The sequence below is a fragment of the Vibrio litoralis DSM 17657 genome, from assembly GCF_000426765.1.
In the GTDB taxonomy this organism is placed as follows: domain Bacteria; phylum Pseudomonadota; class Gammaproteobacteria; order Enterobacterales; family Vibrionaceae; genus Vibrio; species Vibrio litoralis.
Genome location: NZ_KE384567.1, coordinates 522,052 through 534,677, shown reverse-complemented (window position 1 = coordinate 534,677; position 12,626 = coordinate 522,052). Strand labels below are relative to the sequence as shown.

Below are 12,626 nucleotides of genomic sequence, written 5' to 3'. Positions count from 1 at the left end.
CATGGATATGGATAAAATGACACCAAGACGCCCTTATTTGGTGCGCGCATTTTATGAATGGTTAGTGGATAATGAACTGACGCCACACTTAGTGGTGGAAGCAACATTACCTGGCGTTCGTGTACCAATCGAGTTTGTGCAAGACGGACAAATTATTTTGAATGTTGCGCCACGAGCGGTTGGTAACTTAGAAATCAGTAATGATGCCATTATGTTCAATGCTCGCTTTAGTGGTCGTCCACATTCAGTCATCGTCCCTATGTATGCGGTACAGGCTATCTATGCACGTGAAAACGGTGCTGGAACTATGTTTGAACCAGAAGATGCCTACACTGCTGAAATGGAAGCGGGTATCGAAGAAGAGCCAGTATCTTCACTATCAAGTGTTGATAGCTCAAGTGATGAAGCTCCTGAAGTGCCAACGTCTGACGAATCTGAAGCTCCGGCTAAACCTAAAGGTCGTCCGAGTTTAACTATCGTTAAGTAGTTATAACTAAATCATTTCGTTTTCAAAAGCAGCGTACTAAGTGCGCTGCTTTTTTTTGCGCTAAACTTAATCTAATGAGTCTAATACCAATCGTATTAATTATTTACTCATCCTTGCTTGCTAAAAGACTCGATAACATCGTTATAAATTTTGTTTGTAGAATAACTACTTACCAAAAATTTCAGCCTTGTTCTCAAGCCTTTTCTCAGCGCAATTTTTGAGCACCTAATTAATGTGATTGGTATAAATAAGCTCGAAAGAGCTTCTAAACATTCCTTCTCGACATTCCTCTTTGTCTTGATATACTCGTAGGTGTTTAGACGTCTAGATTGCTTATGGAGGGAGTGCAATGCCAATCAAGATTCCCGATCAACTTCCTGCTTCTGATACCTTACGTCAGGAAAGAATCTTTATTATGTCGGAGACGCGTGCGACTACGCAGATGATCCGACCACTTAAAGTGTTGATCTTAAATTTGATGCCGAAAAAAATTGAGACGGAAACTCAGTTCTTACGTTTACTTTCAAACAGTCCGCTGCAAGTTGATATTGAGTTGCTGCGTATTGATGATCGACCAAGTAAAAATACCCCAACCGAACATTTGAATAATTTTTATCGCCAATTTGATACTGTAAAAAACCGAAACTTTGATGGTTTGATTATTACAGGCGCGCCATTAGGGTTAGTACAGTTTGAAGACGTGGCTTATTGGGATCACTTACAGACGATAATGTCATGGGCTAAAAATCACGTGACTTCTACATTATATGTTTGTTGGGCAGCTCAGGCGGCTTTAAAGCTGCTGTATAATTTGCCGAAACGTACGCGTAAAGAAAAGCTGTCAGGTGTGTATCATCATGATGTAGTGAGCGAGTTTCATCCGGTAGTAAGAGGCTTTGATGATAACTTCTTAGCGCCTCATTCTCGCTATGCTGACTTTACCGCCGAATACTTATCGGAACATACAGATTTAGATATCTTAGCCACTTCTGATGATGCGGGCGTTTATCTTGCGAGTAGTAAAGATAAGCGACATGTCTTTGTCACGGGGCACCCTGAATATGATGCGCATACACTACATAATGAATATGTGCGCGATCTAGCAGAAGGGATGGATCCGGCAATTCCAGTGAACTACTACCCAAATGACAACCCTGATAACCCACCGATTGCCAGCTGGCGAAGTCATGGTCATTTGTTGTTTTCTAACTGGTTAAATTACTGTGTTTACCAGCAAACGCCTTACGATCTTGATCATTTCTCGATAGAGAATTTTACTAAAGATGATTAATTAATACTGTCTTAGTACACATTAGTATCAATAAACCTAGTAATAATAAACCTAGTAGTAATAAAAAAGCAGCATAACTATTTGGAATGATTCCTTAACGTTATGCTGCTTTATTGTGAAGCGCTGTAGCTAATTTATTTGTTAGTTAGTTAACTTGGTTTATTTTCCTGCTTTTGCGAATCGGCTTCCACTTGCGCGCGTAGTTGATCCGCTTCTTCCATTTGTTTTTGTACTACTTTGGCTTTATTGATCATTGGGGTAATCGTTGAGCCCTGAATTAGAATCGAGAATACCACTACCGCGTAGGTCATCACCATGATGATTTCTTTAATATCAATATTGTCAGCGGTTACAAAGTACTTATCGTGTGGAATCGATAGTGCCATAGCCAGTGCCAAACCACCACGTAGACCACCCCAAGTTAGAATTTTCACTGACCACTTGTTGTAGGTTCTAAAACGCTTAAAGCCAATAAATGGAATCCAAACACTTAGGAAACGAGACAGTAGAACCAGTGGTACTGCAATTGCCATCATAATCCAATCTTCAGAATGAAATTCGAACAACAATAGTGACATACCGATAAGTAAAAACAGGATGCCGTTGAGGAATTCATCAATCAGTTCCCAGAAGTGATCCATGTGCTCAGTACTTTCTTTAGAAAAACCAACATAGCGAGTCCAGTTACCAATCATGATACTGGAAACCACCATCGCCAGTGGGCCTGATACTTCAAGCGTTTCAGCAAAAGCGTAACCGGCGGTTGGAATACAGACCATTAATAGTAATTCCATTGAATGATCGTTGGTTGAGCTGATTAGGTAGTGGAACACGAGACCTAGAACAAAACCGTAGGCGATACCACCCACCGCTTCTTGCAAGAATAATGTCAGTACGCCACCAGGAGTCGGAGCCTGGCCACTAAATGCAACGGTAAAGATAGTGACGAAAATAACTAAGCCAATCCCATCATTGAAAAGCGACTCGCCTTCAATTTGAGTTGAAATACGTTGTGGTGCTTGGAGTTTCTTAACAATGGCCAGCACTGCAATTGGATCGGTTGGTGAGATAAGTGCACCAAACAGGATGCAGTAGATCAAATCAATATGAATGTTAATCGCATCGCAAATTGCATATAAGCTGAAACCGATAAAGAAAGTAGAGAATAGGGTGCCACCAAATGCAAGAATGGCGATCTCCCACTTTTGATCAGCAAAATGCGGTAGCTTGATACCTAGACCACCTGCAAATAGCAAGAAGCCAAGCACACCATTTAATAGGAAGCTTTCAAAGTTAATTTCCGTCATCGTTTTTGAGGCGATGTCGATAAGGTTAAACCAGCCACTATGGCCAGCAATAAGAATGATTAGTGAGAGCATCATTGAGCCCGCGGTAATAGCAATAGTCGTTTGTAGGCGACCAAACTTACTGTTAATCAGTGCAATCACCATCGCAGCAAACGATAGGAAGCAAAGGGTATTATAGACCGACATAGTTTAACCTTGGCTAATGTAACAAATTGTAATTCCGCAATTTTCGTGCGCTTACTGATAAATATCAATATATTTTTAACAAGATTAGAGTAAAGCAGATAAAAAGCATGTTAAAAAGGATATATTAGAGTTTTAAATTTCATTTTAGACGTCTAGATTTCCATTATAAATAAAGCATGTTAGGATATATTAAAGACTTAAGGAAAGAGGTTGTATCGTGGCTGGAAGCACAAATTCTCATCGCAATGAAGTAAAACATCAAATTCAAGAATTATTAAAATCTCGCATTTTATTGATTGATGGTGGCATGGGAACCATGATCCAGTCTCATCAATTGCAAGAAAATGATTACCGAGGCGAACGCTTTGCGGATTGGCATAGTGACCTTAAAGGTAATAACGACTTATTGGTTTTAACTCAACCGCAGTTAATTAAAAAGCTGCACAGCGACTACTTAGCGGCTGGCGCGGATATTCTAGAAACCAATACCTTCAATGCCACCACCATCGCGATGGCTGATTACGACATGGAAAGCTTAAGTGCAGAGATAAACTTTGCCGCGGCAAAACTTGCTCGTGAAGCTGCCGATGAGTGGACAGCAAAAACGCCAGATAAACCAAGATTTGTTGCCGGCGTTTTAGGGCCAACTAACCGTACTTGCTCAATTTCTCCTGATGTAAATGACCCAGGCTTTCGTAATGTCAGCTTTGATGAGTTAGTGACTGCTTACTCTGAATCTACCCGCGCGCTAATCAAAGGTGGCGCAGATATCATCATGATTGAAACCATCTTTGATACCTTAAACGCCAAGGCTTGTGCATTTGCGGTGTTAAGTGTGTTTGATGAGCTCGGTTTCAAACTGCCAGTCATGATTTCCGGCACGATTACTGATGCCTCTGGCCGTACACTTTCAGGGCAAACGACCGAAGCATTTTATAACGCACTACGTCATGTTGAACCACTGTCATTTGGTCTTAACTGTGCACTAGGGCCAAATGAATTACGTCAATATGTTGAAGAGCTATCGCGCATTTCAGAAGCTCATGTTTCTGCTCACCCAAATGCCGGTTTGCCTAATGCCTTCGGTGAATATGATCTTGAGCCGCGTGAAATGGCGAAGCATATTCAAGAATGGGCGGAAAGTGGCTTTCTAAATATGGTGGGTGGCTGTTGTGGTACCACGCCAGAACATATTCGTCAGATGGCACGGGTTGTTGAAGGGGTTAAACCTCGTACATTGCCTGAGTTACCAAAAGCTTGTCGTCTATCGGGGTTAGAACCGCTCACCATAGATAAGGATTCATTATTTGTGAATGTCGGTGAGCGTACTAACGTAACTGGTTCTGCCAAGTTCAAGCGTCTGATTGTTGAAGAGCAATATGATGAAGCACTTGATGTGGCTCGCGAACAAGTGGCCAATGGCGCGCAAATCATCGATATCAATATGGATGAAGGGATGCTCGATGCCAAAGCTTGCATGGAACGCTTCCTGAATCTATGTGCCTCTGAGCCAGAAATCTCTAAAGTGCCGATCATGGTAGATTCCTCTAAATGGGATGTCATCGAAGCCGGCCTAAAATGCGTACAAGGTAAAGGCATCGTCAACTCTATCTCGATGAAAGAAGGCGTTGAGAACTTTATTGAGCAAGCCAAATTGATCCGTCGCTATGGCGCGGCAGTGATCGTGATGGCCTTTGATGAAGTGGGCCAAGCCGATACACGTGAACGTAAAACCGAAATTTGTACCAAGGCTTACCGCATTCTGGTGGATGAAGTGGGATTTCCGCCAGAAGATGTTATTTTTGACCCTAATATTTTTGCCATTGCGACTGGCATTGATGAGCACAATAACTATGCCGTCGACTTTATTGAAGCAGTCGGTGATATAAAGCGTGATCTCCCTTATGCGATGATTTCTGGTGGTGTATCGAACGTTTCTTTCTCATTTCGCGGCAATAACTACGTACGTGAAGCAATCCATGCCGTTTTCTTATACCACTGTTTTAAGCGCGGTATGGACATGGGGATCGTTAATGCAGGTCAACTTGAAATTTACGATAACGTTCCGGATAAACTGCGTGAAGCGGTTGAAGATGTAGTATTAAACCGTCGTGATGATGGCACAGAACGTTTATTGGAGCTCGCCGAAGAATACCGCTCCAACGGGGTAGGTAAAGTCGAAGATCCTAATGCTTTAGTATGGCGCACATGGGACGTTGAAAAACGTATTGAGCATGCTTTAGTGAAAGGGATTACTGAATTTATCATTGAAGATACTGAAGCGGCGCGTTTGAAATTGGATAAGCCCATTGACGTGATTGAAGGCCCATTAATGGATGGTATGAACGTCGTCGGTGATTTATTTGGTGAAGGTAAAATGTTCCTCCCTCAAGTGGTCAAATCTGCTCGAGTGATGAAACAAGCCGTTGCCTACCTTGAGCCTTTTATTAATGCTTTAAAAGAGGAAGGGCAAAGAAGTAACGGTAAGATTTTATTAGCGACCGTAAAAGGTGATGTTCATGATATCGGTAAAAATATTGTAGGCGTGGTTCTGCAATGCAATAACTATGAGATCATCGACTTAGGCGTGATGGTGCCAACCGAAAAAATCCTTAAAGTAGCCAAAGAAGAAAACGTCGATATTATTGGTTTATCTGGCCTGATCACGCCATCGCTTGATGAAATGGTACATGTAGCGAAAGAAATGGAACGCCAAGGGTTCGATTTGCCATTATTGATTGGTGGTGCAACAACATCAAAAGCTCACACTGCGGTGAAAATTGAGCAAAATTACTCTCACCCTGTGGTGTATGTGAATAATGCCTCTCGAGCGGTAGGGGTTTGTTCTGCCTTATTATCAGATGTTTTACGTCCCGCTTTTGTGGAAAAGCTCGATATTGATTACGACCGAGTTCGTGACCAGCATGCCCGTAAGCGCCCAAGAACAAAGCCTGTTACCATCGAACAAGCTCGCGCAAATAAAGTCGCGATTGATTGGCAAAGTTACACGCCACCCGTACCAGTAAAACCTGAAGTTCAAGTTTTTGAAAATATTGATGTTTCAATGCTACGTAACTATATCGACTGGACACCTTTTTTCTTAACTTGGGGATTGATGGGCAAATACCCTTCTATTTTCGAGCATGAAGAAGTCGGCGAAGAAGCAAAACGTATTTTTGATGATGCGATTGTTTTATTGGAAAAAGTTGAGCAAGACGGAATTTTGAAAGCCAGTGGAATGTGTGGCTTATTCCCTGCCAATAGTGTGGGGGATGACATTGAAGTCTATGCGGATGAAACTCGTACAGATGTGATTAAAGTGTTGCACAATTTACGCCAACAAACTGAAAAGCCAAAAGGTCCGAACTACTGTTTATCGGATTACATTGCACCAAAAGACAGCGGTAAAGCTGATTGGATTGGTGGTTTTGCGGTGACGGGCGGTATCGGTGAACGTGATTTAGCGGATGCTTATAAAGCCGCTGGTGATGATTATAATGCGATTATGATCCAAGCGGTGGCTGATCGTTTAGCTGAAGCCTTTGCTGAGTATATGCACGAAAAAGTTCGTAAAGAAATTTGGGGTTATGCGGCGGATGAAAATCTGACTAATAATGATCTTATTCGCGAAAAATACCAAGGTACGCGTCCGGCACCAGGATACCCAGCTTGTCCTGAACATACGGAAAAAGGCAGCTTATGGGAGCTTCTAAAAGTTGAAGAAACCATCGGCATGTCTTTGACCACCAGTTATGCAATGTGGCCGGGCGCTTCAGTGTCAGGTTGGTATTTCTCTCACCCAGATTCACGTTACTTTGCGATTGCTCAGATCCAACAAGATCAAGCCGAAGATTACGCGCAACGTAAAGGCTGGGATGAAGTGGAAATGGAGAAATGGTTAGGGCCGAATTTGAGCTAGGGGAGGTTTCTCGAACGCTTTGCTTTTAGGGCGCTCCGCTGCTTGTAACTCGAAAAAGAAAAAACGCTATCAGAGCAATCTGCTAGCGTTGTTTATATTTTTAAAAATGGTAAATTAGAAAGGAAAACACGGTACTGAAATATACCCAATACCGCTCTTTCGAAATACGAGCTACGAGAAACGAAGTGCTCGAAAGACTTTTACTCAAACAACTCCCGATGCAACACTTCTACCGCAGTTTTTGCTTCCGCTTCTCCTACCAAGAAACATAAGTTATGCGGGCTCGCACCGTAACAAATCATACGTAAGTTGAAATCTTCTAACGCGCTGAATACTTGCTTAGCGTAGCCTTTTTTAGCACTCATATTATTACCGATTAATGCGACTAGGCTTAGGTTATATTCGACTTCAACTAGGCACAATTGCTCTAATTCTGAGCGAACCTCAGCTGGGAGTTCAGGGGCTTGGCCGGATGTATTGGTTTGATCTAGGGTTAATGACACACTAACTTCTGACGTTGTGATCAAGTCTACTGAGATCTGATATTTCGCTAAGATATTAAATACTTGAGCTAAGAAACCGTAAGTTTGGAACATATCAGGGCTACGCAGTGTCACCATGGTTTGGTTATTACGCAACGCTAACGCGCGGAATAGTGGAGCACTTTCTACTTGCTTGCGGATCCAAGTGCCACCTTTTTCTGGCTCGCGAGAAGATCCAACAAATACTGGGATCTGGTGACGAAGCGCAGGAAGTAGGGTAGAAGGATGCAAAATCTTGGCACCGAAGTTGGCCATTTCAGAAGCTTCACTAAAGCTGATTTCTGGAATCGGTGCCGCTTTTGGTGCAATGCGAGGATCGGTGGTGTAGATCCCCGGAACATCCGTCCAAATCTCTAAGCCTGAAGCTTTAACCGCCTCGGCAATTAATGCTGCGCTGTAATCACTACCACCACGACCAAGCGTTGTGGTGTTGCCATCAGCATCGCTGCCAATAAAACCTTGAGTGATCACGACATGTTGCTGGCAAAGTGGGGTGAGCTTTTGTTGTGCCAGAGTAGAAATATCGGCAACAATTGGTTCGGCTTTTCCATGATCAGAATTGGTACGTAATACTTCGCGAATATCAAATCGAACCGCGTTAATACCGCGCTCTACCATCAACTGCGTCAAAATGTGAGTCGACATTAGTTCGCCACAAGCCACGATATGATCGGTGAGTTTATCGCTCGATTGGAATGAAGCCGCTTCAGCCATGCTAGAAAGGGTAGTTAAGATAGTATCGATCGCATGTCGCGTTTTTTCTTCATCGGAAAATTGCTCAATAATGCTGTAATGAATAGCGCGAATTTTTTCTAAAGTCGCAAGGCGATCATCCGAGTTTTGTACCCCAAGCGCTAACTCAACCAATAAATTAGTCACGCCAGAACAGGCACTACTAACAACCAGTTTAGTTGACGGATTATCTTCAATTACAGCCGCACAACGACTCATGGCTTCGAAATTCGCCACACTGGTGCCACCAAACTTTGCTACGTTAAATGCGCTCACGGCATTGTCTCCCATAATTCTCAAATAAAGCCCATTGATATCAATAAGCAAACGTCCAATGTTGAAGAGAGATTTCTTAGAGCGGGGAAATACATAGAAGTGAATCACTAGAATCGTGACCATGTAAATCTTAGAAGCTCTTCACTAAGTGAGGCACTCAGTGACAGTTGCCAGGATTCAACCTGAACAACCGATGCGATAAATTTCCGAGCATTTACCCATCTCGGCGTAACTCCCCCTGAATGACTAGTTTAGGATCTCGGGATCCACTGGTCATCTGCCTGGGTTACGCTCCTCTTCCTTTTCAACCATTATCCTATGGCTGAAAGAATCTCCATTGAACGTTGTTGCACCAAAAAAGTCAATCATTGAAAAGGCTATACGAGGATATTTTTAAACTTGATTTGTCGACAATAAAAATTAAAACTGTACACAATTAATAGAGCAAGCTCACAGCTTTTATGGCTTCGCGATGAGGTGGCTCTCATTGCGTGGTAATTTTATTTATACAGCACACAAATTTCGCCGTTGTTTTTACGTGGCTCCCCAAAAGCTGAAGTAAAGTTGTTATCGAGCGAATGATAAATATGGAATACACCATTAAGGATTATTATGACAATTCAGCGCTTTTTTCCACCTCGTCGCATTTTGATGGGCCCAGGACCTTCTGATATTTCATCGGATGTTTTACAGGCTTTAAGTCGCCCGACGGTCGGTCACCTAGATCCACTGTTTATCGGCATGATGGATGAAGTGAAAACCCTTCTGAAATATGCTTTCCAAACCGAAAATGACTTTACAATTCCGGTTTCGGCACCCGGCAGTGCAGGTATGGAAGCGTGCTTTGTGAATCTGATTGAGCCTGGTGATAAAGTGATTATTTGCCGTAATGGTGTGTTTGGCGAACGTATGCGTGAAAATGCGATTCGTAGTGGCGCAGAAGTAGTGCTGGTGGATGATCAATGGGGTAAACCGGTTAGTGTCGATAAAGTAGCAGCAGCCTTTGCGGAAAACACAGATGCTAAAATCCTAGCCTTTGTTCATGCGGAAACTTCGACCGGTGCGTTAAGTGATGCGCAAGCGCTATCGAAAGTCGCTAAACAGTACGATGCGCTGACGATTGTTGATGCCGTAACCTCACTTGGTGGCGTACCACTGAAAGTGGATGAGTGGCAGTTAGATGCGGTGTATTCCGGTAGTCAAAAATGTCTATCGTGCGTACCGGGTTTATCGCCAGTGACTTTCTCTCCTAAAGCGATTGCTAAGATTCAAGCAAGAACGACACCCGTGCAAAGTTGGTTCTTAGATCAAAGCCTAGTACTTGGTTACTGGAGTGGCGAAGGTAAACGTAGTTATCACCATACCGCACCGGTAAATAGCCTATATGCGTTACATGAAGCTTTGCTTGGCTTGTATAACGAGGGGCTAGAAAGTGCCTGGCAACGTCATGCAGATATGCATCAGAAACTAAAGCAAGGTCTTGAAGAGTTAGGCTTTAAGTATGTGGTGGATGAAGCGTGTCGTTTACCGCAATTGAACTCTGTATATTTACCAGAAGGTGTTGAGGATGCTAAAACCCGTCAGCATTTACTTGAAGAGTATAATCTTGAAGTGGGTGGCGGTTTAGGTGATTTAGCTGGCAAAGTATGGCGTATCGGCTTGATGGGATATAGCGCAAAAAGTGAAAATGTGGCGTTATGTTTGAAAGCGTTGCAAGAGACGATAGGGAGGTAACGACTCTCGGACGCTTCGCTTATCGTAGCTCGTTACTCGAAATATACTTCGGATCTTTTTGCTACAAGAAGTAAAAAATTCGAGCAACGAGTTACGCTATACCGAGTTACTGATGTTTAACCATGCTTTCTCGTGATGTGAATTTAGCTTTTGCTTTTTCTAGTCACGAGAAGCGAAGCGCTCTAGTAACGAGCTACGTTTCTATTTTTCCTGTACCGCTTTAGTCTCCGATGCCGCCTCTGCCTTTGAAACCCTCTCCTCTGGCGGAATATAACGAATCTTTGAAAAATCCTGTGCCGGGAATAAGAAACTGGCTTCTTTACGGATTTGTTCTGCTTTTCTGTTATCACCAATACCTTGGTATGCGACGATTAATTTTGTATAAAACGCCGCTCTTGGTTTGCGCTTGATGATTTGAGTCGCCCAATCAATATAAGGCTGGATGTACTCTGGATTCTCAAGGTGTAAGCCGATGTTGAGTTGGGTGCTGTACACATCCCAATCAAATCTATCTTTCCAAACACTAGGGTTGGTCACCTGGTTCAATAAATCTGGATTGATTGGTCTGGTATATTCAAATCGACTGAGAACATAATTGGTATGCAGAGCGGTGATCATAAAAAACGCGGTAATGATCGGGATGACCAACGAAAAGACACTCAATAAACTTTTGGTTATTCTGCTAAAGCTAATCACTTTATATTGAGAGGTTAACTGATCGACCCAGTAGATAAGTATCACAAAGATGATCCAATGGATCGCAGAGTGATAAAACGGATATTCAAGTTGGGTATGTAACACGATTGGGAAAAATAAAGCGATTAATGCCAAACGGGTTCCTGACTGAGACTTTCGCACTTTACGAAATACCATCAAAGCCGCAATGAGCAAACCAAGTACCGATATGATGCCGCCTTCTACCGCCCAATATAAAACCTCATTATGTGGGTGATCCATCGAAGGCAATCCCGGATGGTAGTCAGGATTTAGCTGGTGTTGCCTTGCGGTGTAAACCATATAAGCCGGTTCAAACTGACCATAGCCATATCCGGTAAGTGGCTTTTCTATCACCATATCTAAGGTTTGCGGGAAGGTATAACGACGCGGGCTTTCTAAATTAGATTTTTTAGTAATTAACTCATTACCACCATTCGCCGTTGCAAGAGTATAACCGCCAGCCAAACCGACAATGATTGAAATGAGCCATAATGACATCATTCGCTTTGGCAAGAATTTAGCGAGATATGGGATCAGCAGTACGGTAGAGACAGTCGCACCTAACCAGCCAGTACGTGAGGCAAGTACCCATAATAATGGAATAGTGATGATTGGCATTAACAGCAATAAACCGGAGAATACTTTATGTAGCTGGACATTGGTGTGATTTTGTCTCGCCAGTAAGTAAGAGCTAATGGCTAACCCTGTAGCTAGAAAACTTGCGGTGACATTAGGTTGTTGGAATATTGCAAACGGACGATTTTCTTTGGTGTTGTAACCAAATGAATTACCCGGTTCTAAAAATAGGTATTGAAAGTAACTGTAAGCTGCTTCGATACATACCGCGCCAACAATGAGAAGTAATAGCGTCTGCTTTTGTTTAATCGACAACGGGTATTGGTGCAAAATCAGTAGCAACAGCCAGCCAGCCCACAGCCCGATCAAGCGTAACATGGCATCTTGAACATTGGCGGTCGAATAGAAAATTGGCAGAGTTAAAATAATACAAGCAATAAACATCACTATGGTGAGGCTCGTAATGCGTAACACTCGCTGATTGGCAATCGCATACAAGCCAATGCCAAAACTAATACTTAAGGCTAACCAAGTGGTAGAGTTGAAAGATAAAGCGAGTCCCGCACCACCTGGATTCGGCTGGAAAAAGTGCATGGCAAGTAAGAACACCACTCCTAGCGACCAAAGAAATGGTTTGGCTAAGATATTAGGTTCAGGCACTTCTTCAAGTTTCGTACCTTGGATATGTAACGTTGCCATGTACAGTGCAGCCTCTAGATGTTTGAGTTGTCTATAGGACGGTTATATTAGCATTGTTTATGTAAAAAAGATGACGAAAAGTAACTGGAATTATGGGGGAGAGTTCTAGTTTTTGGATTTAGAAAAGGTGGAGGGATAAGGGAGCTAGGCTCTGGTTCCT

At 42.8% G+C, this 12,626-nt stretch carries 7 protein-coding genes and 1 riboswitch; of the genes, 4 read left to right on the top strand and 3 right to left on the bottom strand.

The window, feature by feature from the left end:
- Position 1: 1 nt before the first annotated feature.
- Together sspB and metA are read left to right on the top strand one after the other, a co-directional pair.
- Complete coding sequence (gene sspB / locus K358_RS0116110) at positions 2-487, top strand: ClpXP protease specificity-enhancing factor (RefSeq protein WP_027697781.1); 486 nt, start codon at positions 2-4, stop codon at positions 485-487.
- 349 nt (positions 488-836) lie between these two features.
- On the top strand, positions 837-1,778 hold the full coding sequence (gene metA, locus K358_RS0116105) for a homoserine O-acetyltransferase MetA (protein WP_027697780.1): 942 nt from the start codon (positions 837-839) through the stop codon (positions 1,776-1,778).
- A gap of 149 nt (positions 1,779-1,927) precedes the next feature.
- On the opposite strand, the gene K358_RS0116100 is transcribed toward metA, so the two are convergent.
- On the bottom strand, positions 1,928-3,271 hold the full coding sequence (locus tag K358_RS0116100) for a cation:proton antiporter (RefSeq protein WP_027697779.1): 1,344 nt from the start codon (positions 3,269-3,271) through the stop codon (positions 1,928-1,930).
- Positions 3,272-3,488: 217 nt separating this feature from the next.
- Between K358_RS0116100 and metH the strand changes: the two genes are divergently transcribed.
- Positions 3,489-7,190 (top strand): methionine synthase, encoded by a 3,702-nt coding sequence (gene metH, locus K358_RS0116095; protein WP_038150275.1) that lies wholly within the window; start codon positions 3,489-3,491, stop codon positions 7,188-7,190.
- Between the two features lie 200 nt (positions 7,191-7,390).
- On the opposite strand, the gene lysC is transcribed toward metH, so the two are convergent.
- Entirely contained in the window at positions 7,391-8,740 is a 1,350-nt protein-coding gene (gene lysC, locus K358_RS0116090) for a lysine-sensitive aspartokinase 3 (protein ID WP_027697777.1), read from the bottom strand.
- A gap of 126 nt (positions 8,741-8,866) precedes the next feature.
- Positions 8,867-9,047, bottom strand: a riboswitch (Lysine riboswitch).
- Between the two features lie 305 nt (positions 9,048-9,352).
- On the opposite strand from lysC, the gene K358_RS0116085 reads away from it, so the two are divergent.
- A complete protein-coding gene (locus K358_RS0116085; protein ID WP_027697776.1) occupies positions 9,353-10,474 on the top strand; it encodes a pyridoxal-phosphate-dependent aminotransferase family protein in 1,122 nt (373 codons plus the stop codon).
- A gap of 201 nt (positions 10,475-10,675) precedes the next feature.
- Here K358_RS0116085 and K358_RS0116080 read toward each other — a convergent pair whose 3' ends face one another.
- Positions 10,676-12,466 carry a PglL family O-oligosaccharyltransferase gene (locus tag K358_RS0116080; protein WP_027697775.1) on the bottom strand — a complete coding sequence of 597 codons (1,791 nt, stop codon included), beginning with the start codon at positions 12,464-12,466 and terminating at the stop codon, positions 10,676-10,678.
- Positions 12,467-12,626 lie beyond the last annotated feature (160 nt).

Coding starts and splice junctions, on each gene's coding strand:
- sspB (WP_027697781.1), top strand. CDS start 2: ATGGATATGGATAAAATGACACCAAGACGCCCTTATTTGGTGCGCGCA.
- metA (WP_027697780.1), top strand. CDS start 837: ATGCCAATCAAGATTCCCGATCAACTTCCTGCTTCTGATACCTTACGT.
- K358_RS0116100 (WP_027697779.1), bottom strand. CDS start 3,271: ATGTCGGTCTATAATACCCTTTGCTTCCTATCGTTTGCTGCGATGGTG.
- K358_RS0116085 (WP_027697776.1), top strand. CDS start 9,353: ATGACAATTCAGCGCTTTTTTCCACCTCGTCGCATTTTGATGGGCCCA.
- K358_RS0116080 (WP_027697775.1), bottom strand. CDS start 12,466: ATGGCAACGTTACATATCCAAGGTACGAAACTTGAAGAAGTGCCTGAA.